This is a genomic window from Singulisphaera acidiphila DSM 18658, from assembly GCF_000242455.2.
GTDB classification, from domain to species: Bacteria; Planctomycetota; Planctomycetia; order Isosphaerales; family Isosphaeraceae; genus Singulisphaera; species Singulisphaera acidiphila.
Map to the genome: position 1 here is coordinate 8,173,279 of NC_019892.1, position 25,842 is coordinate 8,199,120.

Consider the following 25,842-nt stretch of genomic DNA (forward strand, 5'->3'; position numbering starts at 1 on the left):
ATTCGGCAACATCACGTGGCGTTTCGCACTCGAGTGATGATGCCTAGAGCAGTTTACGTTCGTTTGGTGCACGAAAATTACGAAACAGCCGCCCGGTTCCATCATGCCTGGTCCCGTTCGACGGTCACGGATCGATCGCGCAATCGGTGCCCTATGACTCAAGAAGTCAGTGATCTTGCTCTGAGATCCGTGACCCGGCCATATCCAGCCACCCCGATCACTTGACCTGTGGTCCCCTCGTCCGAAAATCGTTGCCAATGCAACGCGAGCCGAGATCGCTTGAGAACCGGCAGAGGTCGACATCGCGACGAACGCGCGCAACGGTCAGGGCTTGGCCCCGCCCGCGTCGGGCATCGCCTGCGACGCCTTCCGGCCCGCCCCGAACAACCGAAGGCCGAGGGAAGGCCGAACCGTCACAGCAGGGGGAGTGGAAGGAGGCCGTGAGGTGGTGCCAGGGCCGCCCGCTTCTGTCGGGGGAGCATCCGCTCGCTTCGGGGCGGACCGTTGGAGCATTCCCCGAAGGGTGTCCCCCTTGTGGCCCTTCAATGCCTCCTCCCGCGACACCCCGGGCGGGACCGGCCAGGATGCCAACTCCTGAACCTGAAAACGACTCAGGAAGCCTGCGGAGTGGCTGCCGGCCCGGGATCGTGAGCCCGGATCCGAAACGGCCGGCGGAGGCTCCACGGCGCTCGGCTTCGGTGACTCCGCCCCGCTTCGCCGGCCGGGCAAACTGCGCTCCCGCTCCGGAACAATCGTCGGCTTGGCCGTGGCGGGGGATAACGGCTCCTGGTCCCGGACCGGATTCTCCGCCGCCGAGAGCAACTGGGCAGGCGGCACAATGATCTCAGTCCCGGGGCGTAGAACGCCCGTGTCCACAACCTGCTGGCGGTTCGCGTTCAAGAGCGCGGCGGCGTGTTTCGGTGTTCCGTAGTAGTATTGGGAGATGGAGGCAAAGTCCTCTCCAGGGCGAACGCGATGAGGGAAGCCCCTCGCCGTCGCCGGGGTTACGGCCGACGTCAGAACCGCCGGATTAGGCGCGGTCATTGAGGTGGTGACGGTGGCCGGATCACTCGTCGCCTGGCTCCGAGTCGTCGTCCGCGCGGCCGAGGCCGTGTCGAAGAAGCGCCGGGGAATGGCCTCGCTCGGAGTCGGTGCGGAGTCGAAAAATCGTGAGGGGCCATTATAGCCCGACGTCCCCTCCTGTAGTGACTCATCCTCCATCAGTGGCGACTCGTCATCTTCCGACGGCGGCATTGGTACGGGCGGGAGCGGTGGTGTGTCAGGCAGCGTCAGGTTCGGTGATGATCTGATCGGCGGCGGCCCCCCTCCCAAGGGGGATGCAGCCGGCGCGGGAGACGGCGGCAACTGGTACGTGTCCGCGGTCGAACCGGCCGGTTCGAAGCCTGGAGGGAGGACAAGTACCTCACCCGGTTGGACTGCGGGGCCAGGCATCGGGCCCGAGTTGGGGATTCCCATTTCGCCTCGGGGGGGAAGGCCCAGCTCCGGATCGGGCAAGCCGCCACGGCGAATGATCCGGGGCGTCAAGAGCACGATCAGCTCATTCTTCACGCTCCTCGTCCGGCGCGTGCGGAAGGCGGCGCCTAGCACTGGGATCCGATTCAAGCCAGGGATCCCCTCCTCGACAATCTCGTCCTGGTCGTCGATCAGACCACCGATGACGATCGTCGCCCCGTCGGGCACCATGATGTTGGTGGTCACCTCCGAGGTGTTCGTCTGGGGAATGCCCTGTGAGTCGAGGGTGCCAGTGCTCTTTTCGGGATGGACCTCCATACGGACCATCCCGTCGTTGGAAACGAACGGTCGAAGCGTCAGGAGGGTGCCAACACTCAGGAACTCCACGGTTTGCAACGAGCTGGTCAAGTTCGTCACCGTGTTCTTGAATCCGAGGCGCTGACCGAGTTGGATCTCCGCCCGCTGTTTGTTCAGGACAAGGACGCGCGGACTCGCCAGGATATTGGTCTTGTTCAACGACTCGATGGCCTCGATGAAGCCAGACACATTGTTGCTGATGAAACCGAACTTCAACCCGGTATTCGAACCGGTGTAGCCCGGTATCAATTCTCCGGGCTGAACGCGAGTAAACGGCGCGGGTAAGGGGGCAGCCGCCAAAACACGAGCGGGGGTAAACCCGCCCGCCGCGTTGACCAGGGCTCCGGAGCCGCCAACCAAAGCCTTGTGTTGGATGTTGTCCACCACCGAGAAATTGATGCCCAGCGACTGGGTGTTGTTGAGTTGAACGCTGAGAATCACCGCTTCGATCAACACCTGGGGCGGCTGGACATCGACCCGTCGCACCACCTCGTCGATGGTCGCGAGATTCTCGGGATAATCACGGACGATGACGATGTCGTGAGACGAGAGCGAGTTGCCCCCGGTGTCGGAGGTACCGGCGACACCGCCACCGGCCGTCAATGCTCCGCTCCCCCCCATGCCTAACGAGGCACCCGCTGTATTCGGGCTGTCTCCCCCGCCGCCTCCCGCTCCTCCTGCCCCTACTCCCGCTCCGGCCCCTCCTCCCGCAGCTCCGCCGCCCCCTGAGACTCGGCTTCCGCCCCCCGCCCCTTTGAGGCCTTGCATGGCAGGCGGGGTAGTCGTGACCGAGGCCCCTGAACTGAGGAACGGCCGGATCATCGTACGGAGGTCGTTTGCACGGATATAGTTCAGGTGATAAACCCTCACTACCGGCTCCCGCTCCTTGGCCTTCATCTCACTCATTTCCTGAGCGGAGTACACATAGATCAGACCTTGGTCCTCCTTGACGCCAAGATTCGCCAGCCGCACGATCGCATCGAGGGCCTGCTTGAACGTGACGTCCTGGAGATCGATCCTGATCTGGCCCTGGACGGCCGGAGACAAAAGGATATTCACACCCGATTGCCGGCTGAGCAGGGCGAGCACCTGGCGAACTTCCTGGTCTTCGGCGCGAAGCGTGAGGCGATCGTCAGCCCGAGGCTTTCGCTCGATCGCGTCGGGAAGGCTCAGGTCCGGCATCGGGTTCGGCGGTTTCAGTGGCTCAAGCCCGGGAGGAGCTTGCTCCCTCTCCGGGCCGGACTCAATCGCGATGGCAGGGACCTGGACAGGAGCAGGCGTAGGGGTGGGAGGCACGGGATCGGGCGGTCGCGCGCCGAAGATTTTGGCCGAGGGGCCCTTCGGGGAATCGCTCTCCACGAGCGGCTCGGGGGACAGAGGCACCGGGGACGATTCTGTCGACAAGCCCGTCCGGACCAGCGCGTCGTCGGCCGCCCGCCGGCTCGTGGGCGATTCGATCTGAACGGTCTCTCCCCCTTGTCGAAGGGGTGGTTTGGACGCGGCCTCCAGGCGATCGCGAGGCTGGGCCGGTCGCGTGGTCTCATCCACGCCACGGGGAACGAAGGTCGACCGGATGAATGCAAATGCCAACACGGTGACCAGCGCGATCTCGAAGCAGAGGAACCAGACCTGTCTCGGGACCCTCCATTTCGCGTGGCGCATGAACAGTCACCATCCACAGTTCCGACGCCGGCCGTCCCGAAAACCCGATTGCCAGCCTCGGATACGAGGCGGATCCAGGTCCGCAGTCTGCTGGCCGTCGCGGTCGGATTCTCCACGTCCACGGAGTTTCGTCAAGCGAAGTCGGGACCTTACCCGTCATCCGGATAGGCACCACCTCACTTCACATCCAGACTCGGACGGTGGCGCAACCTCTCGCTTTCGATCAAACCTATTTTCCCGGGTCTCGTCTCCATGGTCATCGGTGACAATGAGACCAACCTTGAGGATTAATCCGAATCGAGCAGGACTTCGGTGTGACACGACAGGAGATCGAGAAGTGGCACAGAGTGCACAATCAAGCCAGATTGCAAAGGCTAGACAGGCCACCACAATCTGGGTAGTCAGAAGCGTCGGCGAGGGGTCCCAGGATCGAAGTTCACTCCCGGTGGAGCGAGATACTGTCGCTCAAACTTATGATACCAAGGGCCCCCGTTGAAATGTTTCAGGTCGATCGCCGAGGTAGGCCGCACCCCGATCCCATACCCCGGGCTGCCGAGAAGGCCGTAGCCACGGAACCCAGGCATGAGCGTCCGCGAGCCGAGTGTAATAACCGGACCATGACCGAGAGCCTGGTCGTAGTATCCGTAAAGCAAGTTGGTGTCGCGGTACGGTGGGGTCAGGAACCCTTCGATATTCCGATCGACATGGGCGCAGAAGTCGCTGACCTTCGCCGCGTTCGGGGGCACTCTCTCTGCATTCGACGAGCGGACCACGCCGGCGTCGGATCGGGCCTCCGTGACCCAGATTGCACAGAGAGCGATCCCCAAGGCCCATGTTAACGTGTGCATCATCACTCCCTCCTCGTTCGTCCCCCTCCTGGTCACATTCCTCCTTTCGTCTCGATCAGGCCTTTGGGCAAAGCCAGAAATGGTTCAGCGACGGCGATCGCAAGAATCATTCGATAAAGGCCGGTCAACCGTTATCCTGATGCAGGCCGACACCACGCGACTGCACCACCCCTCTGAGGCTCACGATCTCCGGCTCCCTTTCGCCTCGGCCCGCGCCGACAGTGGGTCGTCGGGCCAGGAATGCTTCGGGTAGCGGGCCCGGAGGTCTTTGCGGACCTGAAAGTAGGTGGTCGCCCAGAAGCTGCTGAGGTCTTCGGTCACCTGAACGGGGCGATAATTCGGCCCAAGCAAATGGAGGAGGACGGCGACCCGCTTCCGCGCGACCCGGGGTGTTTCAGTCCAGCCAAAGAGTTCCTGGAGACGCACGGCCAAAACCGGCGGACGGCCCGGCTCGTATGTCAGGCGAATTCGGCTGCCGCTCGGGACGACCAGAGCTTCGGGAGCATGCTCGTCAAGCCACTGATTCTGGGCGTAGGTGAGCCGTCCCTTGAGCAAAGGGAGGAGTTGGCCCCGTTTCAGCTCGTCGACCGAGCGTTTGCCGGCAGAGGCTTCAGCAAGAATCTCGGCCAGAACCGCGTCGTCGATGACGGGGCCATCGAGGTCGGGCAGCGCCTGGGTGAGAAACGTGAGGCGGGCCAGCCAAGCGGCGGCCGCTTCATCTTCCTGGAAGAAGGCGGCTGCGCGCGGTTGCAGGAACTCAGCGAGTGCGCGCGACGCCTCCGCCGGATCGACCGGGGCGTTGCGATCTTCTCGCAAGGGAAGGCCGCGATACGAGAACGTGTTCACCCCAACCGGCCGCTGTCGCTCCTCATCAAAGCGAACGAGCCGCTCGCGGCGCACGGCGTCAGGGAACAATTCTTCAAGCCAATCGACGGAGAGCGCGCTTGCGAGCCGGACTCGAGCCTCACTCGTCCCACCCCGGCGGTCCTCGCGCGGGTCGAGTGCGACAAAAAATTCCGCGTCCCGAACAACCGACTCGGGCGCCAGCCTGACCCCTCGGCCGCCGACCATCAGACCGGTCACCTCACTCCCTCGCCGGCGAACCACCCGATCCGGATAGGCGAGGACGACCCAACGAAGCATCAAATCCTCATCAGGTTCTTCGTTCCAGGACTCACGGGCGCCGGGGAGCCGCCGACTGGTCCGAATCAGGTCGTCGCGAACTTGCACGACACGTCTTGCCCCGCCCGGATCCACCCCGCGATCGCGGAGTCCTGGCGAGAACCGCGCATGCTCGGCCTGAGCCAGGAGGTCGAGACGGACAAGGAGATCGGACGAACCTCGACCGGAAACCCGAGGGCCAGTGCCTCCCGGCTGGAACGAGAGAATATCCTTCTCAGAGAGCAACGCCGCCAAGGCTGCGCCCTGACGAACGAAGCCGTCGTGGGCGGCGGCGATCAGAAGACGACCGAGCCTCGGATGAACGGGCAACTCGAGCATCTGCCGGCCGAGCGGTGTGATCCGGCCCGAGGTGTCACGGGCTCCAAGCCAGGTGAGCAGGTCTTCGGCCGCGTTGAGGCGTTGCTCGGTCGGCGGGTCATACCAGCCGAAACTCCGGGGATCGGCCTGCCCCCAGGCATGGAGGACGAGTGCCGTCCCGCAAAGGTCGACCCGATGGATCTCGGGGAGGTCGGCCTCGGCGAGGCCACGATGCTCGCGCTCCGACCAGAGTCGCAGACAACGCCCCGGGGAGGTCCGACCTGCCCGACCCGCCCGTTGGGTCGCCGAAGCACGGCTGATCCGCCCCAGTTCGAGGCGGTCGAGCCCGCGCTGGGGGTCGACGCTGGCGAATCGTGCCAGACCACAATCGATGACCGTCCTGACGCCATCGATGGTCAACGAAGTCTCGGCAATATTCGTGGCGAGGACAACCTTTCGCCGCTCGCTCGGGCAGAGCGGCCGGCGTTGCTCCTCGGTGGAGAGGCCGCCGTGGAGCGGCAGAACCAGCAGCCCTTCGCGCTCGGCCAACGGCCTGAGCCGGGCCCCTGCCCGGCGGATCTCTTCAGCCCCCGGCAGAAAGACGAGGATGTCGCTCGGATCGCCGCCCGCTGCCAACGCCTCTTCTACGGCCGCGAGAACGGCTTCAGCAGACGACGGGCGAACCGTCGGGCGATGAACGATCTCGACCGGGAAGGTCCGCCCTTCGACATGCATCACGGGAGCGTCGATCAGAAATCGCGCGACGGGCTCGGCATCCATCGTGGCGGACATGACCACGATCACCAGGTCGTCGCGGACCGTGTCGCGGATCTCGCGAAGCAAGGCCAGGGCCAAGTCGGTGTGAAGGCTCCGCTCGTGAAACTCGTCAAGCACCACCGCGCCGATCCCTTCGAGGAACGGATCGGCGATCAGCCGCCGGTTGAGGATTCCCTCGGTCAGAACTCGAATCCGGGTCCTTGGCCCGTACTTCCGTTCGAAGCGGATCTGGTAGCCCACTTCCTCACCCAGGGCCCATCCGTTCTCAGCAGCGATTCGATCGGCGGCGGCTCTGGCCGCCACGCGTCTTGGCTGGAGCAAGACCAGCGCGGGGTGCTGGGGGGACAGTACACCCGCCTTGATGAGCGCGACCGGCACTCGCGTCGTCTTGCCCGCCCCCGGCGGCGCTACGAGGACGAGGCTCCGACGCTCACGCGTGCGGGAAACGATTTCGGCAAGATGGGCGTCGATAGGGAGGGGAGTCATAGCTTTGGAGAGGATCGGCCCCGGTCGGTGGTGGGTCGATCATACCAGCAGGACGACCAAGCCTGATAGCCCAGGCGCAACGAGCCGCTCCGAAAAAAGGAAGCACGCCCCCCCGCCGGTTTCACTCGAGCGAGCGATCGTGATCGGCAACCGTGGCAATGGCCGGGCAGGCGGACCGAACCGAATGCAGACGGTCGCATCTATTGCACATCATTGCATCTTCATTTCCATAGTCTGAATCAGTTTGCAAATTCATGGATAGGTGAAGGATGGCCAGCCCAACCAAAACCAAGTGGACACAAGGATCGCCAAACCAACGCAGCAGCGGCTTCATCACGGGTCTCCGTTTCTCGCCCCTGCAACCCGCCAAGCGGCGAGCGAGGATGACAAGCACCAGATGACCAATGGGCAATTCTTATACCAAATGAAGCATCCGACTCCATCGACTTTTCCGCCGCTGATGAGACGGAACCAAACGGGCATCGTGATTCCGGTGGAAGAGCGAGGAAGACGAGTGGTCGCCGTTGGCGATGAGGCGAGGTGCACTGAGCGGAATCGGGGAGAAATGCCGCCGGGTTTCACCCTCGTGAAAGCTTGAGTCCGCAATCCTTATTGCTTGGCCGTGGGACAGGAGTTCCTTGGTGAGGAACACCTTTCCCTGATGGGATTGCGATAAAGCAGCCATGCTCAGGAGGACCGGACAGAACGACCAAAGAATCAACGCGGCCAACGATTTCGGCGCTTCCGAGGCGGCTTCGGCTCGGAAACGCCCCAATCCTGACGGCCTTCATCGGCCGCCTGTGGACGCGACAGCGGAGTGATGAAGAGGCGGCTCCGCAAGCCGCCTCGTTCGTTGGCGAGTCGGGACGTCTGACTACACCTGGTTACTCGCCCCGCCCTTCTTGGACAACCTGGAGAGCAGACTCTGCCGCTGGGCGGCTCGCTGTTGGGCTTGTCCGAGCTGGCGCTGAGCCGTGATATTTCCACCACCTTGGTGGTTCGTTCGTGCGGTTGGGGTCTCGACGGGGACGATGCGGCCGTTGACCGACTTGAAGAACGTGCCTGTCGGCGGGGTGGTGTGTTGGTGTTTCCGAGGTGCGTGTCCCTTGCCGGCGAACATGACGGCCGTCGTCGCCGTTGGCCTGAACCTCACGTGTCCCTCGCGACCGATCAGGACGTTCGGGCCGGCCCCCCCCTTGAGGGTGTTAGCGCCGAACCAGCCGTGTTCGCGAGTGAAGCCCGATCCCGCCTGGAGGACGTTGACGCCGCCGTGGCCGCCGTCAAGCGTCACACGCATGAACGAGTCAACGTTCGGGTCGATGGTGATCCGATCGCTCGCCTTCGAGCCGTAGACGACAATACGGTCGAGGTCGCTGACCAGAGGCTGGGTCTGGTCGATCACTCCGTTGATCGTGACCTGGATCTTGTCGTTGGCCGCATTGGTCGCGTCGTTGATCTGGCTGATCGTGATGATATTGGTCCCGCGGTCGGTCCGAGGCGCGGGGGTCACGACCAGGACGTTACTGATCTGTCGGACCGTGCCGGTGGCCGCCTGCGTGATCGTCAGGTTCACCGCCGCCGCCGGGCTGGTCAGATCCGTGGTTCCCGTGCCGTGATCGGTGACCGTGTACTGGAGGCCGTCGAGACCAGAGAAGTTGGGCGCGGCCGTATAGACAAACGTTCCCTTGGTGGCGTCGAACTGAGAGATGGTCCCGTGAGTCGGCTGGGTGGTGATGGCGTAGGTCAGGCCCGTCGAGGTTGCGGGGTTGGCGCTGACGCCCTTGAGTTGAATGGTCGTCGGGCTCGCGGCGGCCACCGTCTGCGTGACCGGCAAGGCGATCGGCGTGAGTGCGACCGGCGTGGCCCCGCTGACGTTCAGGATGATCTGGTGATAGCTGTAGTTTGAGGGAGCGTCGAGCGCCTCACCCGAGGTACTGCGATTGGTTTGGTCGCGGACGCCGACGAGCAGGTTGATCGGACCGTTGAAGCCTTGTGCAGGCGTGACCGTGACGATCCCAGTGTTCTGGTCGACGGTCGCGGTGGCCTGGGTTGCGGGAATATCAGTAAAAGCTTGAACACCCGTCGAGGTTGACACGCCCCCCTTGACGATGTAGGTCAGCTTGTCCCCTTCGGGATCGACGGCGGGGATCTGGAAGATATTCTTCTGATTCTCCGCAACGTTCTGCGTGTAAACGACGGCCGGTTGCGCCACGGTGCCAGGTGTGGTCGTCACGACCTGGGTCGGGAAGGGCAACTGCTGAATGAAGGCACGCGAATTCTGCGTCGGGGCCCCCACTTTGACGTTGAATGTCTGGGTCGCCGTCGTGTTGGTCGCCGGATCGGTGGCGGTGACCGTGATCACCGAGGTCTCACCGGCCTTCGCTTTCGTGGCGTCGATATGGACCACACCGTTGGGATTCTGCGTGGTGAGGGCCGCGCTATTGATCAGGATCGGACTTAATGGAGTGGTTCCGTCGGACCCACCCACCGCCACCTTGGTCATGTCATCGACCGTGCTGAAGCCCGAGACCACCTGGCCGAAGACCGTGTGTTTGAAGTTGAGGAATTCCGGAACACCGGTCGTCATGAAGAACTGGGTATCGTTGGTGTCCGGCCCCGAGTTCGCCATCGCAAGCTGGTACTTGTTGCTGAAGCTCAGTTGCTGGACAAACTCGTCGACAAAGGGGTTGCCCGCAAGGCCGCTAAAGCCCGAGCCAGTACCACTCAGGGATCCCCCCTGGATGATGTAGTCCGTGGGCGTGGGGAAGCCGCCCGCCACCCGGTGAAAGTTCTTTCCCGTATAGAAGGGAGGATTCATCTGCACAAACGACTCGATCTTACCAGCCGTCAAGGGGGTCAAGTCATCAAAGAGCTGGTAGGTGATCGGTCGGTCGCTAATGAGAACGTCATCGGGGTGGTCGGCCGCTTTCTCATGAGTCACCGTGAGGGTGAGGAACTTGCCGACCGCAACGCTCGCCGGGATGTCGGGATTACTCGACGTCACCGTGTAGTTCTGAAAGGCTGCGCCGCTGGCGCTGCCGTCCAGGGAGACCTGGGAGCCCAGGTTGGCTGACACCGTAATATCCGGAAGCGGAGCCAGCGAGGCCGCGAGCAGTTGTCGCTCTTCCAACGAATCGAGTTGGGGACGATGCCTCCGACCTGCCTGGCGGGTTTCCCCAACACGGGTTTCGCGACTTCCCAGGAACAATCCGCCCCAAGTCCGGTCAAACATCCGGCACCTCCCTGCGCCTCGATCGAACTGCCCGAGCCGGACACGCACGCCCGGCGCACCTCTCATGATGCCTGTCTTCCTTTCATCGGGCGTAACGATTGCCCGGCTTGAATCGAAGAGTCCAAAATCTCCGAACGCTCCAGGGATAAGGGGCCGTCGCCCGAGCCACTCCACCACCGCAAGGCGTTACCCCAACCACCTTCCCGAACGGAAGCTCCCCAAAAAAAAGGAAGGACGGCGTGCCGATCGAAATCAGCACGCCGCCCTTGGTCTCTTGCCTCAACAACGATTGATTCGATTCAATCGTGTCAGGGATTCGCTTTCCGGAGCGTGAAACCGGTCACGCTAAAGCCATCTTCCTCTTGGAGGCCGTAGCTACCCCCTTGCGAGAGGTATTTGGCGAAGATCGAGAAGTCGGGCAGCTTATCCTTGTCGATAATCTTGCCGACATTGCCAAGGTCGGGGCCACCCGCCACGGCAGAGCCTTGGAGGGCTTTCTCGAACTGGCCGCTCTTGACCATGTCGTAAGAGAGCCGAGCCTGCTCCTCGGGGCGAACGAAGGAGAGCGTGCTCGCCTTCTCGGGGATCTCCTTGGCGATCGCCTGGTAATCCGGGCTATCGGCCAAGGCGGGGCCACCACCGCGCAGGACCAGTTCGAGGAGGGTCGGCTCGCTCGAGACGAACACCGAGTTCTTGGCGATCGCCACGCTGATCGGCCCCTTGAACTGACGGGTGTTACCCAGGTTCGCGTTGTTGGGAACGTCAGGGATCTCGAAGTCGTAGATCGTCGTTCCCTGGAACTCCCGCTTCTTGGGAGAACCGCCGGCAATCCCGATCAGCTTGTTGAGCGTTCCCTGGAAGGCCTTGGCGTCCTCGAGAGCGACCGCCAGGACCATCCGCTGATTGTCTTCCTTGATCGGCTTCTTGAAGTCGCTGATCAGGGTGATCCGATCACCGAGCGGCCCGAAGATGTCGTTCTGGAACTTCAAGGGCTCGCCCCCGTTGGGGCCGACGAGCTGCTGCTCGAGCACTTGCAGCATGCCAGGCTGAATCATGTTCACCACGTCATTGATCGCGGTGTAGGCGTTGTCGAGGTCCCAGCTCCAGGTCTGGTAGCTGGCGACCGAGGCCGGAACCCAGCTCTCGGGCCGAAGATTCACGCGAGGCAACGAGAAGATCTTGAGCAGACCCTGGGGAGCACCCGGGGCATAGACAAAGGTCTTGGTCAGGCTGTCGAAATTTCCCGTGTTGAGCGCGAAGCTGCCCGCCGCAGCCTTCAGCCCATTGAGGCCGGTCATCTGGATGATGGCCTCAATCTGCTGCGTCTGAGCGGCATTGCCCTTGTTCTGGGCCGCGGCTCCCTGCGCCGCCAGCTTGATCACTTTGGCGAGGTCGAGGAACCAGGAAACCTGGGCACCCGCCCCGACCTTCTTCTGGGTCTGGACGAAGGAATCAACGCTCGCGAGCGAGTTGGTTCGGCCTTCGGCGTTGGCCAACAGGTCCTTCGTCGCATCGACGTCGCTGCCGATGATGAAGACGGTCCCTTGGTTGGTCCACACGACGGGAGGCTCGGGGCGAGCGTCCTTCGCGTCATCCTTGGGCTTGTCCTTGGACGGCGGCGCCTGGATCACATGCAGCGTCGCCCCCTTGAACGTATCGGTGGCAACCTTGGAGCCGGCCTGCTCGCTCTGTTGGGTTGCCTTGGTGAGCACCTCGGTCAACTTCGAGGCGTTCTTGCCCGCATCCGCCGTGATCAGGATCGCGACGGGAAGCTTGGGATCTTCGCGACGAACGACGGCGATCGAAACCGGCCCTTGGGGGAGCTGGAGCAGCTCCTGATAGGTAACGCCGATCTTGGCTTTCAACGACTTGCCGGCCTCATTCAGCTTTTCGGCAAAGTCCTCACGCCACGACTTCAGGCCGGAGTCGTTCCAGAGCTGGCCGAACTGGCTCTGCTTGAACGACTCGCGTAGGGCGCTGGCGTCGTTAACCTTCAAGAAGGCGATCGTCGAATCCGGGTAGACGTTTTCCGGGGGCGTCGCGGCCCGGCTCTGGGCCGCCACGAGCGACAGACCAGCCAGGCCGACCCAGCCGGCCAGGGCGAGGCGGAAAGCCGCCCGCATCGGGGTATGCATTGCTGAAAACTCCGTTTCCACTCGAACTCTACCCCCCGGCGCACCGGCGGAGGGACCTTGCCACGCCAATCCCCCCACCTCCCCCATTGCTAGGCGAGTTGGGGCACGTTGTTTCGCAGACTGACCAGGATCAGTGAACGATGAGCCAAAGTCAAAATCGCTCTTTCAGAAACGATTTCCTCCAGCCCTTCGTCTTCCTCAATTACGGAACTTCGGAACGTCCAGGCACATCGGCCGCCGAAACCTTCTCCTTGATCGTCCCTTCGAGAGCCTGCGTCGGCGTTCCAGAGCGAAGCCGGCGCGGCGGGTCGAGGTAGCGATAACCAGTATTCGGGTTCTCTTTGTCAAACGAGAATGCATCCCGGTTCCGGAGAAAGTCCTTCACGTAATAAATCGGGATCGCGAAACCGAGGTTGTCACCCTGCGTCGCCTTCATGTTGGTAACGCCAATCACCTCGCCCCGCAAGTTAAACAGCGGTCCCCCCGAATTGCCAGGGTTGATCGCCGCATCGGTCTGAAGATAAATCTGACCCTCGAAATTCCGGTTCCGCGTGCTCACGATCCCTTGGGAAACGCTCCGCTCCAGACCGAGCGGGTTGCCCACCGCGAAAACACCATCTCCGGCATTCAGGTCGTCCAGACTACCCAGGACCACGTGGCTGAGTTTCAAATCCTTCTGAGCCGGCAGCTTTAAAAGCGCCAGATCCACGAACGGATTCAGAGCCACGATCTCGACGTTCTCGATCCGGCGGCGGGCCAAGCCACTCGCCACGTTCTGGTAGAGCACCGCCGAAATCCGGGTCTCCCCGTGAATCACATGGTGATTGGTCACCGCATATCCATCATCATTGATGATGAACCCCGACCCCTTGCCCGAGGGTGTCTCGATCGAGATGACCGCCTCGCCAAACTTCGCGACCAGTTCCTTGACCGGCGCGGGGCGAAGCGGTCCTGAGCTAAAAAAGCCACTCGCTTCGGTCTCGGACTCGCGAGCCGGGACCGTCGTTGGGTCCGCTTCGCCAGGCTTGCCCCGACGCACAACCTGATCGCGGGGGATCCGCACGATATCAAATCCAAGGTCCACAAACAGGGCGTTGGGCTTCTCGGCAACCACCTCGCCGGTCACCTCATGCCCATCCTTCAACCCGATGACCTCGGCCGCTCCCCCTCGTTGCGCTCCCCAGAAGACCCACCCAACCAACACAGTGACGGCGACCGGCAGGACCAAGCGCATCGTCCGAAGTCCCTTCAAGAGTAGGTAGGGCGCAGCGCAGCGCCGATCCGGTTTCCAATCTCCGCCTCGATGCGGCACCATTGTAAGAATCCAGGCTGCGGATTCAACCCAAGAGCGACGAAGGATTTCGGCTCGACGCCCCGAATTCGGAAGGACCAATTTCTCCCAAGTCTCTTATTCTACGCCACCCCCCAATGAGCGGTGAGGTCGTCTTGACGGAACCGGCGTAATCCTGTTAGGTTAAGATGACCTCAATGGATTTTCCTCTTGCATTTTCGTCCTCTTCGTCGCCCATCAGCACAACCCAAATCGACGCTGGGGAGAATGGCCCGTGTCCACCGAACTGATTCGAGTGGTGTCGATCGCTTTGGCTTTCGTCGCGCTGGGCGTGCCTTCGGCCCGGGCGCAGAATGATCCCGCGAAAGCCAACGAGGCAGCCCCTCCTGCCGACCCGCCCAAAAAAGATGACGAGGGTGCCAAGGAAGTCCTTGAGCGGCCCGCGCCCATCCCCGACTTCCAGCTTCCTCTATTGCGCACCCAACCGGTGCGCCGGGGTGCACCCAGCTTTAACGTGCAGATGGTGGACGCCTCGCTCCTACCGCGCGACAAGGAGGGGATCTGGGTCCTCGACTACGCGTTCAAGCCGGTCCGGTTGATCACGACCGAGATTCCGGGCAAAGGGCGAAGACTGGTCCATTATATGTATTACCGGGTGGTCAACCACACCGGCAAACCCCAGGTGTTCGTACCGCAATTCACTCTGGTGACCGACACCGGGAAGCGCTACGAGGACACGGTGATCCCTCAGGCCGTCCCGATCATCGAGGCCCGGGAAGACCCGTCCGTTCCCTTGCTGGGCGCGGTGAATATCATGGGCACGATCCCGCCGAGCACCAAGGAAGGGATCGACGACGCAGTTTACGGAGTGGCCATCTGGGAAGGCGTTGACCCCAAGGCCGACCGATTCAACATCTACGTTCGCGGCCTTTCCGACGGCTATCAACTCCTCCCCACTCCCGATGGCGGCAAACCGACCGTCCGCCACAAGACGTTGCGCATTGATTTCGTCCGTCGTGGCGACGACCGCAATCTAAGTGAGCGGGAAATCCAGCTCCTCGAGCCGCCCTACGAGTGGATCTACTGGTGACCCCTGTTCGCGGACGGCTCATCTTCTGGGGCTGAACCAGGATGAGGCGTCCGCTTACTGGTAGCGAACCGGGTCGGTTAACCCGAGGCCAGCAAAGGCAGCCAGGCGGAGTGCGCACGCATCACAGCGTCCGCAGGCCAGCCCTTCGGGCGTAGGGTCATAGCAACTGTGGGTCAGCCCAAAATCGACGCCAAGCTCGAGGCCTCGGGTGATGATCTGCTCCTTGCTCATGGTCAGCAAGGGTGCGTGGATCACAAATCGGCCGGTCCCTTCGACTCCCGCGCGGGTCGCCAGGTTGGCGAGCGTCTCGAAGGCCCTCAAATACTCGGGGCGGCAGTCAGGGTAGCCCGAGTAGTCGACGCAATTCACGCCGATAAAGAGGTCGAACGCCCCGAGCGTCTCGGCCCACGCCAAGGCTAGTGATAAGAAGACCGTGTTGCGCGCGGGTACGTAGGTGATCGGAATTCCCGAGGCCATGACCTCGGCCGATCGATCCTTGGGCACCGCAATCTCGTCGGTCAGGGCGCTGGCCCCGAAGGCGCGAAGGTCGATCGACTGCTCGACGTAGCGGGTCACTCCGAGCGCCTTCGCGACGCGCCGAGCGGCGTCACGCTCCACGACGTGCCGTTGCCCATAGAGGATCGTCAGCGCATAGACGTCGAACCCTGCCGCCTTCGCCTCGGCGACTGCGGTCGCCGAGTCCAATCCTCCACTGAGGAGAACGACTGCTTTCTTCGCCCCTTCGGCCATGCTCGTCTCCATTGTTTTCGCGTCTCCCGGGCATCATCCTGGAAGATTATCGCTCAAGGAGCAAGCGGGATTCCTGAGCCAAGCGAGCAGGGACCACTTCAATGAGCATGGGCGACGCGAGTTCGCAACGTCACCCAAGATTCAAAGGGTCCCGCTTCAACGGAACGCCTAACATTCAGCGCTCCATCGGGGTCGGCCTGGACTCTGCCTCGTCGGCGAGGAACGGCACGCCGACCATTGCCTTCCATTGCGCGGCCTGTTCCTGAGTGAGAAGGGCGAATACCTGCGCGAAAGCCCCTTTCCACAACGGTGCGATTCTCTCCTCCAGTGCTAACGAGCCCTCAAGATCCTTCGGCTGGCCACCCGAGCCCTTCTGCAAATCATTAAGCTGAGCGAAGAGTGCGTCGATAACGGCGTCAATTTTCTTCGCCTGCTCAGGAGTCAATCGCAGGTCCTTCCGGACATCGGGATAGCGGAACGCCCTCACGCCGTGAGAAGTCAAAATGATCTGCTCCGACCGCTTACACTGGGTTGCTGTAAGGATTTTGACCAAGCCCTCCCCGGTCTCCCGGTTTACAAACGCGGTGAGTTGCTCGAATGTGGTTACCCCGGGTCCATGAATCCCAAGGGCCAGGTTCGCTTCCCTCAACTCCTTGAGCTGCCTGATTTTCTCAACCTGATCGTCGGTGAGCCTCAACCCTTTCCGGATTACCAACGTTTCGGGCCGGGTGAGAATTCCCAGTCCAACCCACTCGCCAAGACGTTCGAAGGCGAACTCGGACCGGACTGGCAGGGGCGACTCCTGAGACTTCGCCCCATCACCCTGCGCCGCGGGCGGAGCCTTTGCACTCCCCTCATCGACGGCCCGGGCAGTCGGAGCGTTGGGTTTGTTGTCAATAGCCGGCGGATCGGCTCGAAGGACCAGGCCCGCTCCTGGAACGATGAGGATCGCTCCCGTCGCGAAAACGAGCCGAGAGATCCAGGAAGCTCGCCGATGATCGGTCCCTGCGTATTTCATGATGGACTCCAAACGACGTGTAGTGACTTCCAAAGCCCGCACGCCCGGGATGGCGACGAGCGATCGCAACCGCCCCTTCTGCTCCAGGACGCTCAAGAGGGTCCGCGCATAAAGCACCGGCTTACAGCCAACGCCCGAGACGACTTCCTCGTCGCAACAGCGTTCCCGTTCGCGGCATGCCTCTCGGTTCGCCCACCAGACCAAGGGATGGAACCACCAGACGACTTGCGCGACGAGTTGCAGCTTCCCAGCGAAGATATCGCCCCGCCGGACGTGGATAAGCTCATGAGCCAGGACGAGCTGGACCTGCTCCAATGACTGGCCGGAAAGCAGTGGTTCCGGCAGCAAGATCGTGGGCCGGAACAGGCCGAAAACGGCCGGGCCAATCGGCCTTGACGTCATGAGCAGGCCGACCCTTCGCCTCACCCCGAGCCGCCGCGATAGTTGCGCTAGCGCCACATCGTATCGCTCGTCCACGGGAAGCCTGGATCTCCGGATCAAGAACGAGCAGGCGATCTGTTTCCAGAACACGAAGGCCGTGCAGAGCACCGCGCCAGTGGCCCAGATCGAGAAGGCCGCAAAGAGAAGGGGCAAACGAGCCTCATCCCTACGATCGTCCCAACTCGTTCCGCCTTCGAGTCCGCTCGCACCCCGGATCAAGCCGCCGCGAATCGAGGCCGCCACCGGCGCGGCGGCGTGCCTGATCGGGGGAGTCTCGGTGAATTCGGGTCGTGATGCGACACGGTTGACCATGCCCCAACTGAAAAGGCCCGTCGGACTCGCCCAGACCGGCGGGACGATCGCCTTGACGATCACCAGCATCCAGAGCGCATAAGCCAGGCGAGGCCGTTCCCGACAGCAAAGCCTCACCGCCGCCCCGATGACAAGGGCCACGACCGTGACTTGCCATAGTTGGGCCCACACCAGACGCGCGAAATCATCGAGGCCGTGAATCATCACGACTCGTCCTCCAGTCGGTCCAACAGTTCGCGGAGTTGGCGGATTTCGACGTCAGATAATCCGCGGTCATGAACCAGGTGCTGAAAGAGCGGAAGCACCTGACCGTCAAACAGCCGATTCAGAAAGTCATCCAAGACCTCCCCGATGACTTGACCGGGACGGATGATCGGCCGATAAACGTTGCTCCGCCCCTCGCGATGGGTCTCCAAATACCCTTTGGCTTCGAGGCGTCGCAGATAGGTCTGTACGGTCTTGAAGTCGAGCCCACGCTCCTCGGGCAGAGCATCCAGGACCTGGCGCACGGTGGCCCCACCCAACTCCCAGACGATCCGAGCGACTTCCAGTTCCGATTTAGCCGGCACGGGACGTTGAGACATCTTCGACCTCTTGTTGGCGTTCGATTGAAAGCCATAATAGCGTTCAAATGAACGCGGTCAATCTCCGACCGAGATTTCCCCAACGGACCACGTTGAACGGGCCCTCGCAAACGTTGCGCAGCCAAGATTGTTGCGAAACAAGGTCACCGGTGACTTCACGGACCAGGGAACCTTGCTTGAACTTCCCTTGCCGCGGCACCGACTTTCCGGCTACAATCCCTCGTTTGGGCGTTGGAGTAACGAGCCGGTCCCAGTGATTCCGGCTTGTTCCCCGAACGTGACATGCCAAGAAACGAAGGAAAAGTGACGCGATGGCTCACAAGAAGGGGCAGGGTTCCAGTCGTAACGGTCGCGACTCGAATCCGAAGATGCTCGGCATCAAGTTGTACGGTGGTCAGCTCGCCAAGCCTGGGAGCATCATCTGCCGTCAGATGGGCACGAAATGGCGCCCGGGGAAGAACGTCGGCGTCGGCCGCGACTGGACCATCTTCTCGTTGATCGACGGCAAGATCAAGTTTGACCAGGAGGGGCGCCGGATCAATGTCGTTCCCCTCGCCACAGCCGCAGCTCAGAACTGAGCCCGGATTTCGTTTGCGACGGGAATAGCAATGTTTGTGGATCGGGTGACGATTTTCGTTCGAGGCGGCGACGGCGGAAACGGCTGCGTGAGTTTCCGCCGTGAAAAATACGTGCCTCGGGGCGGCCCGAACGGTGGCGACGGAGGGCATGGCGGCAGCGTCATCCTCCGCGCCGTTCAGGGGATAACCAACCTCGCCCATCTGTCGCATCAGCGGCATTGGAAAGCCGAGCGTGGTGAGCACGGCCAAGGGTCGGGCTGCACCGGTCGGTGCGCTGAGGACAAAGTGATCGAGGTGCCGCCGGGCACGATCATCAAGGACCGCGACCGCGGCCATGTGCTCCGCGACTTGAAAGAGGTCGGAGACTTCGTTGCCGTGGCGCAAGGGGGTCGAGGGGGCTTCGGGAACGCGCACTTCAAGTCGAGCACCAATCGCGCCCCAAGGCAGCACGAGGAAGGTCATCCGGGCGAGGAACGTTGGATCTCCCTGGAACTGAAAGTCATCGCGGACGTCGGGCTGGTGGGGCTGCCCAACGCGGGTAAGTCGACCCTGCTCTCACGGATCTCGCGAGCCCATCCCGAAATCGCCGATTATCCGTTCACGACCAAATATCCCAACCTCGGAATGGTCCAGGCTGGGCCCGATCACGGCTTCGTCGTGGCCGACATCCCGGGGCTCATCGAAGGAGCCCACGAAGGCCACGGGCTCGGGCACGAGTTCCTCCGGCATGTCGAACGAACTCGCCTGCTCGTCCACCTCGTGGATGTGGCTCCCAGTGACGGGTCCGACCCGCTCGCCAATTACCGGACAATCCGCCAGGAGCTCGAGCGCTACAGCCCCGAGTTGGCGAACCGACCGGAAATTCTCGTCGTGACCAAGATGGACCTGACGGGTGCTGAGGAGTCGAGGGCGCGGCTCGCCAAGGAGCTTGGCCGTGACATCCTCTCGATCTCGGCGGTGACCGGTCAGGGAATTCCCGCCTTGATCCACCACCTCGTCGACCGCCTGGATGAAATCCCCGACCCGGCCGACGCTCCTCTTGTTGAGACGGCAAACCAGAATCAGGGCGGATAGCGTTGTGCTTCGCATCGTCGCCGACCTGGGCAACTCCCGGCTCAAGTGGGGCCGCGTCGATCGGACTGGGAAAGTGGTCGAGTCCCTGGCGCTTCCGAACGACAATCCCGAAGCCTGGGCGGTAACCTGGTCGCGCTGGAATCCCGATCAAGTTGCCTCCCGGTGGGCGATCACGACCGTCAATCCGCCGGTCGCGGAGCAGCTCGCGACTTTTCTGGCCGACCGGAACGTGGGCGAAGTCACCTGGTATCGTTCGGCGGCCGACGTACCGACCAAGCATCAGCTCGAGGCGCCGGAAACCGCCGGAGCCGACCGGGCGCTTGCGGTGGGGGCGGCCGTAGCGATGCACCCTCCCGGTCGCCCCGGACTGATCGTCTCGTGCGGAACGGCAATCACGGTGGAGCGAGTCAGCGCCGACGGCATCTGGCAAGGGGGGGCTATCGCCCCCGGCCTCGCCCTCTCCTCCCGGGCGCTCCACCTGCTCACGGCACAGCTCCCCCTCATTATCCCCTGCGAGGCCCCGCCCCCTTGGGGACGGTCCACGCGTCCTGCTCTGGAAGCCGGCCTGTTCTGGGGAGTCGTCGGGGCAATCCGAGAGTTGCTCACGCGCCAAGCGGTGGGACTGTCGCCAAGTCCTTGGCTCGTCTGGACCGGCGGCGACGCCTCGATCCTCGCCTCCACGATCGAGTGGGACGGAGCCGTCGTCGTTCCCGACCTCGTGCTTGACGGTCTCGCCCAGGTCGCTTTCCCTCTGATTTGAAGTCATTCCGGCGAGATCTCTCACAACAGCGCAGGCCAACACGATCGTTCCCGAGGTTGCGATGAGCCATGCCCCCCGTTCGCCCGCCGCGCGCGTTTGTGTCCTGACCCCCGAGGGGCGAGGCGCGATCGCTGTCGTCCGGGTCTGGGGGCCTCAGGCGGTCGATGTCGCCAGCCGAGCCTTCCGCCCTGTCCAAGGCGTTTCGCTCGCCGAGTCGACTCCGGGTCGGCTTCGATTCGGTCGCGTCGGAGCGGACCTTGGAGACGAGGTCGTGGCCGTGGTCGTCAACGCGAGCCCTCCCGAAGTGGAGATCCACTGTCACGGAGGATCGGCGGCATTGGCCTTGGTCGTCAGTGCCTTGGAGCATGAAGGAGCCGAGCGAAGGCAGCCGGTGGCCTGGATCCGGCACACCTCACGATCCGCCGTCGCGGCCGAGGCGGACGTCGACCTGATGCGGGCGCAAACGACCCACACGGCTGAAATGCTCCTCGAGCAGGCTCAAGGAGCGTTCGAGTCCGAAATCCAGAGTTGCCTCGAGCAGCTCGAAACCGACCCGCGGTTCTGCGTGGAATCCGTGGAATCCTGGCTCCGCCGTGCGGAAGTCGGGCTGAGACTGGTCTCGGGATGGCGCGTCGTCCTCTCCGGGCGGCCGAACGTCGGCAAGAGCCGGCTCCTCAACGCCCTGGCCGGCTACGAGCGAGCGATCGTCGCTCCGACGCCGGGGACCACGCGCGACATCGTCACCGTGCGGACCGCGCTCGAGGGCTGGCCCGTGGAGTTGGCGGATACGGCGGGGCTTCGCTCCTCCGACGACCTGATCGAAGCCTCGGGCATCGCGCTGGCCCGTGCTCGGCAAGAGGAGGCCGACCTGATCCTGCTCGTCCTGGACCGCTCGGAGCCGCTGACGGACTCCGACCGCCGGCTCATCGCATCGTCCGAGCGAGCCTTGATCGTCGCCAACAAATGCGACTTTCCGGCCGCCTGGGATGCGGCCCAGACCAAAGCCCTGACCGTTTCGGCCGAGCGCGGAGCCGGGATCGAAGCACTCGGGGCGGCGATCGCGCGCCGCCTCGTCCCCGACCCGCCTCCCCCCGGAGCAGGCGTCCCGTTCCGCCCCCGGCACGTTCGCCAACTCCGCCTGGCCCTCCAGGCGCTCGAGGCAAGTGATCCATCAGCGGCGGGGCAAGCCCTCAGGGAACTCCTCGCCCCCCTGCCCGACCGTACCCCGCGCAGTCCGAACTCGCGATAAGAACCGATCGCCGCACAGAGCAACGGGGTTCGGCCGCCACTCTCCGCTCGTCATTCCAACGCCCCTCTGGGCTCACTCGGCGCGACGTTCGGAATCGAGTCGAGGTCGGCCCCCGCCCGAGGCGAAGGGCTATCGCGCGCTAGCCGAACATCATCACGAGAAAGGGTCCAGGCAGGCCGGTCCGGATCCCAATCCTGGAGAAACTTGACGTCACCGTGGACCGGGTCGGCCTCCTTGGTGCCGATGGCGACTACCCACGACGAGCGGTCGTAGATCGTGGGCACCGAGCCCACCTGCGCGGACTGGTCACGGCGGTAGGCGTTGATCTGGTGATAGGCCACCCCATGCCCTTCCCACTTGATCCGGTCACGCAAGGCCGAGAGCGCGTCCTGACCATCGACCCGAAACAAGGGAGCCCCTTTGGACGTCGTGGCAAGGATCGAGTCACGGACTCGGACATCGGCGACGGGCAGTTCAGGTTCCCCCCCTGCACTCTCGAGCAAAACGAGTCCCCCAGCCGTCCGAGCGGTCACCTGAGCCAGTGAGATCCGGATCGGCTCGGACGTCACCCCTCGAGGAAGACCATGAGCGTGGACGAGGCTTCCTCCGGTCGAGACAACCACATCGTCCAGCTCCAGTTCGAGCCGATGCCCGGCAGCCACGTCGACCAGGTCCCCCCCCGAGCGAAGCAAGCTGTCCGTGGCCCGGATCACCGCAGCCGAAGGTTCAGGACCAACACCCCCTTCCTCGACTTCGTTCTCACTCGCGGGAACCACGGCGATGGCCGAATCCACTTCAACCCCTTCGACGGTGACCGTGCAGTGAGACAGGCTCAGGGCGGCTCCGCCCCAAACTGCAAACACAGCCCAGCGCCCCACCCTTGGCGCGTCCTCCTCCGCCAGGACGATGTCGATCCCATCCAGTTGGAGCGTCCCCGAGTGCAGCTCCATCCAGACCGACCGGGCCGTCGGCGTCTTGGGGTTGGCCGGCGAAGGGCGGAAGCGAATGCGCGGGCGAGTTGTCCCCGGCTCGGCACGCAAGACCCAACGCACGTTCCCTCGAATCGTTGTCGTGGGCAGTTCCCAGTCGGCGTCGGCCGCCACCCGGAGCGTCCCCCCGATGGTGCCCGGCTGACTCAAGGCTTTGAGGAACTGGTCGGCGGTCCGCAAAATCGCCGAATCGGATGCCGGAGGATTCGGTTGCGAAACCACGACGGCGGGGCTCGCCTCTTCAGCCGGCCTCGTTTCGAGACCAGTGCCGGTGCGGGTGGGCATCGGCTCCTGATCCATAGGAGGCATCACGGGCATCTCTGGCATCCCGCTGGAGTTAAGCTTGGGCTTCGAGGCCGAAGAATCCGACGGAGTGGCGGCAACGGTCGTCGGCCGAGAGGGAGGGTCAACCGGATTGCTCGGTGCCGGGATGGGGGGATCGGGCTTCGTCGTCGAGGGCGGCTCGCGGCGAATGCTGGTCGACGGCGGCTCGCGGCGAAGGTCCGGCACGTTGGTGACGACCTTGACGCCCGAGGCGGTCGCTCCCGCAGGATCGAGACGCGCCCCCAAACTGGGCGATCCGGCGTGGGTTGCGAGCAAGCGGAAGGCCCGCATCGGATTCTGGACGTCACGCGAAGACGCCTGGACAGGATCGGCTTCCTCCCAGACCCGGGCACGTCCGGCGACCGATTCCGCCTCCCGGACATCGGCCAACGAACCCTCCCAGCTCGACCAGTCCCGGATCGGCTCGCGAGGGGGGCGTGAGCCCGTCGGCTGGAGAAAAATCCCGATCCTGGTGTAGAGGTTGCCTCGACCGCGCCAATCGAGGCTGGCGGGATTGTCGGTCGAGACCAGGGTCGCCTCACCGTCGCGCGCGGGTGCCACCAAGGAATCGTCGATCCGAACCCGAGGAGACGTCCCCTCGAACCGAAAAATCGGCCCTTCTCCTGCAGCGATACTGACATGCTGAAGCCGGAGTTCGGCCGGCACAGGTCTGGATGCCTTGCCGTTCTCAAACCAGACCGCAGGGTCGACGCCAGCCATCGTGCAGTCGCGCAACGTAAGATCGGCCGGCCCACTGGCGAACACGCCCACTTGCCCTCCGTCGAAGTGGCAGGCGTCAATCGAGACGGCGGCAGGGCGCTCCGCCGACCAGCCCCCTCGCATCTCGAGCGCGGAGAGGCGTCCCCACCACATTCGCTCCCCTCGTCTGCGGAACTGGCAGCGGCGAACCGTCAACTCCGTGTCCTGGGTGCGAACCGCCGCGAGTGAGTCCTCTCGATCGCCCGGCTCGAGGATAAAAACAAGTCCCTCGAGGGTCACTCGGCCGCCGACGAAGTCGAGCAGTGCCGAGGGAGCGTCACTCGATGCGTCGGTCTCGTGAGAAAGGCGAATCTCAGGACGAACACGTGCCCCTGCCTTGATGGTCAGGTCGCGGTTGAGGAGCCGGACGGTGGAAAGGTCTTCCCCCCGATCGCCGATCAGGTAGGGACCATCGTCGGCAAGAACCACAATCGATCGGGGAGGTGCGTTGGCCAGCACCTTGAGAAGGTCGTCCCCGGAATCGACCGTCAGCTCGCGAGGCCGGGGATCGGCCGCCTCGGCCGAGACCAAAGCCGCAGCCTCGGTCGGACTGGCCGGCGTCCGCGTCGCCGTTGGCCGTGACGGGTTAGACGGCCGGCGAACTCCAGGGGTACCGGTCAACTTCCCATCGGCCTCGACCGCCGGGCGAGCGATCGGAACACCGGCTTCCTGGCCCCACCAGATCAATCCCAGGACGACCAGCGAGAGCGCAACGGTTGGCAGCCCCCAGACCAGGTGCCGCTCCCACCCGGGCGGACGCGCCGCCGACATCCAGACGAGGCCCTCGGGACTCACCGACCGCAACCCGAGCGCACCGGCCACGGTCAGCAAGTCGCGAACGAGTTGCTCGGGCGTCTGATACCGCCGGTCGCGATCCTTGGCCATCAGCTTGACGAGAATGCTCGCCAGATCCGTGGGGACCTCGGGATTGAGCGCGCGCACATCGGGAGGCTGGTCCTCCTGATGCTGGAGCAGCTTCTGGAGCACCGTCCCGTCGGGAAAGGGGGGGCGACCCGTAAGCATGTGAAAAAGCGTGCATCCCAGCGAATAAAGATCGCTCCGGACATCGACGTCACGCGGGTCACGGGCCTGTTCGGGACTGATGTAGTCGAACGTCCCCAGGGTCATTCCGCTCTGGGTCAGGCCGTCATCGCCACCGCGTTCGAAACGGCGGGCCAACCCCATGTCGACGAGTTTGGCGCGCCCCTGGGGCGTCACGATGATGTTCGATGGCTTGATGTCGCGATGAACGACTCCGCGCTCGGCGGCGTGCACCAAGGCTCCGGCGATTTGCAGCGTAAAGTTAATCGCTTCACTGATCGGGAGCGGACCGTTGCGCTCGACCCGCTGGCGAATCGTCGTGCCTTCGATATATTCGAAAGCGATATAGTGATACCGATCGTCGTGGCCGATCGTGTAGACCCGAGCGATATTCTCGTTGTCGAGCCGAGCCGCGGCGCGCCCCTCCTGATAAAATCGTTGGACCACCTCTGAATCACCCGCCTGCTCGGGCGGCAGAATCTTCAAGGCGACGTGACGATCGAGCCGCGAATCGAGCGCGCGGAAGACCGCCCCCATGCCGCCGACGCCGATGGCGTCTTCGAGCTCAAACGAATCGATGTGCTCGCCTGGCAGCGGGAGCGAGGTCGGCGTGACGGCTCCGATCGCCCGCATCCGGTGCGCGGTCGATCCACTGAGAACGGTCGGCTGCGTCGGGTCCCCCCGTCCCGGCTTGGGCGTCGATCCGGGAGCCTGCCACAAACTGGTAGGGTCGGAGCGCTCGGGAGGTAGGAACGGCTCGGGTTCCTGCATCAGCCGGTTCTCTCGTAAAAACGGTTGAATTCAACGTTGCGGCACATCCGTTGCAGCACGCGGATCGCGGGGGAGACGCGATGAGAAAGGAGCATGCAATCGCGTCGATCCCCCCCAAACTATAGGGGATCGCGATCGACCATGTCAATCGACTTGTCCTTATCGACGCGTGCCGAACGAGGCCTCCTCCCATCCTGGTTATCGGCGTGGAGTCCGGGCAATCCGGAGAACTCCGACCTGACCAGGGCGGAATCGCTTTCGCAAGGATCGATCCCCAGGCGAGCGGAGAGCTTCTCGGATCCAAAGCGTCCCGAAAATTGCAAAAGCAGAGAGCCCGGATCCCCCTTGGGGCGGATCCGGGC

The 25,842-nt window shown here is 63.4% G+C and carries 16 protein-coding genes; 5 read left to right on the forward strand and 11 right to left on the reverse strand.

Going from position 1 to position 25,842, the window contains the following annotated elements; all coding sequences use genetic code 11:
* Window positions 1-324: 324 nt before the first annotated feature.
* The 7 genes from SINAC_RS31865 to SINAC_RS31900 form a co-directional block, all read right to left on the reverse strand.
* A complete protein-coding gene (locus SINAC_RS31865; RefSeq protein WP_015249667.1) occupies window positions 325-3,492 on the reverse strand; it encodes a secretin N-terminal domain-containing protein in 3,168 nt (1,055 codons plus the stop codon).
* A 401-nt stretch (window positions 3,493-3,893) separates the two neighbouring features.
* Window positions 3,894-4,343, reverse strand: coding sequence for a hypothetical protein (locus SINAC_RS31870; protein WP_015249668.1), 450 nt, complete (start codon window positions 4,341-4,343; stop codon window positions 3,894-3,896).
* Window positions 4,344-4,520: 177 nt separating this feature from the next.
* Window positions 4,521-7,082 carry an ATP-dependent helicase HrpB gene (hrpB, locus tag SINAC_RS31875; protein WP_015249669.1) on the reverse strand — a complete coding sequence of 854 codons (2,562 nt, stop codon included), beginning with the start codon at window positions 7,080-7,082 and terminating at the stop codon, window positions 4,521-4,523.
* A gap of 121 nt (window positions 7,083-7,203) precedes the next feature.
* Entirely contained in the window at window positions 7,204-7,416 is a 213-nt protein-coding gene (locus SINAC_RS31880; RefSeq protein ID WP_015249670.1) for a hypothetical protein, read from the reverse strand.
* 540 nt (window positions 7,417-7,956) lie between these two features.
* Window positions 7,957-10,314, reverse strand: coding sequence for a peptidylprolyl isomerase (locus SINAC_RS31890; RefSeq protein ID WP_015249671.1), 2,358 nt, complete (start codon window positions 10,312-10,314; stop codon window positions 7,957-7,959).
* A gap of 308 nt (window positions 10,315-10,622) precedes the next feature.
* Window positions 10,623-12,449 (reverse strand): hypothetical protein, encoded by a 1,827-nt coding sequence (locus tag SINAC_RS31895; RefSeq protein ID WP_015249672.1) that lies wholly within the window; start codon window positions 12,447-12,449, stop codon window positions 10,623-10,625.
* A 202-nt stretch (window positions 12,450-12,651) separates the two neighbouring features.
* Window positions 12,652-13,683, reverse strand: coding sequence for a S1C family serine protease (locus SINAC_RS31900; protein ID WP_237722646.1), 1,032 nt, complete (start codon window positions 13,681-13,683; stop codon window positions 12,652-12,654).
* Between the two features lie 331 nt (window positions 13,684-14,014).
* On the opposite strand from SINAC_RS31900, the gene SINAC_RS31905 reads away from it, so the two are divergent.
* Entirely contained in the window at window positions 14,015-14,830 is an 816-nt protein-coding gene (locus tag SINAC_RS31905) for a hypothetical protein (protein WP_015249674.1), read from the forward strand.
* A 54-nt stretch (window positions 14,831-14,884) separates the two neighbouring features.
* Here SINAC_RS31905 and queC read toward each other — a convergent pair whose 3' ends face one another.
* The 3 genes from queC to SINAC_RS31920 form a co-directional block, all read right to left on the reverse strand.
* A complete protein-coding gene (gene queC / locus SINAC_RS31910; RefSeq protein ID WP_020466398.1) occupies window positions 14,885-15,592 on the reverse strand; it encodes a 7-cyano-7-deazaguanine synthase QueC in 708 nt (235 codons plus the stop codon).
* A gap of 163 nt (window positions 15,593-15,755) precedes the next feature.
* The gene (locus SINAC_RS31915) at window positions 15,756-17,555 is read right to left on the reverse strand and encodes a M56 family metallopeptidase (RefSeq protein WP_015249676.1); all 1,800 of its coding nucleotides are present in this window, start codon (window positions 17,553-17,555) and stop codon (window positions 15,756-15,758) included.
* Window positions 17,555-17,935, reverse strand: a complete 381-nt coding sequence (locus SINAC_RS31920) for a BlaI/MecI/CopY family transcriptional regulator (RefSeq protein ID WP_015249677.1) — start codon at window positions 17,933-17,935, stop codon at window positions 17,555-17,557. Before SINAC_RS31920 ends, SINAC_RS31915 begins: the two co-directional genes overlap by 1 nt.
* A 311-nt stretch (window positions 17,936-18,246) precedes the next feature.
* Between SINAC_RS31920 and rpmA the strand changes: the two genes are divergently transcribed.
* The 4 genes from rpmA (at window position 18,247) to SINAC_RS31940 (ending at window position 21,596) form a co-directional block, all read left to right on the forward strand.
* Complete coding sequence (gene rpmA, locus SINAC_RS31925) at window positions 18,247-18,513, forward strand: 50S ribosomal protein L27 (protein WP_015249678.1); 267 nt, start codon at window positions 18,247-18,249, stop codon at window positions 18,511-18,513.
* A 30-nt stretch (window positions 18,514-18,543) separates the two neighbouring features.
* Window positions 18,544-19,587, forward strand: coding sequence for a GTPase ObgE (obgE, locus tag SINAC_RS31930; RefSeq protein WP_015249679.1), 1,044 nt, complete (start codon window positions 18,544-18,546; stop codon window positions 19,585-19,587).
* A 4-nt stretch (window positions 19,588-19,591) separates the two neighbouring features.
* Window positions 19,592-20,347 carry a type III pantothenate kinase gene (locus SINAC_RS31935; protein WP_015249680.1) on the forward strand — a complete coding sequence of 252 codons (756 nt, stop codon included), beginning with the start codon at window positions 19,592-19,594 and terminating at the stop codon, window positions 20,345-20,347.
* 61 nt (window positions 20,348-20,408) lie between these two features.
* Window positions 20,409-21,596 carry a GTPase gene (locus SINAC_RS31940; protein ID WP_015249681.1) on the forward strand — a complete coding sequence of 396 codons (1,188 nt, stop codon included), beginning with the start codon at window positions 20,409-20,411 and terminating at the stop codon, window positions 21,594-21,596.
* Window positions 21,597-21,646: 50 nt separating this feature from the next.
* Here SINAC_RS31940 and SINAC_RS31945 read toward each other — a convergent pair whose 3' ends face one another.
* Window positions 21,647-25,480 carry a serine/threonine-protein kinase gene (locus SINAC_RS31945; RefSeq protein WP_015249682.1) on the reverse strand — a complete coding sequence of 1,278 codons (3,834 nt, stop codon included), beginning with the start codon at window positions 25,478-25,480 and terminating at the stop codon, window positions 21,647-21,649.
* Window positions 25,481-25,842 lie beyond the last annotated feature (362 nt).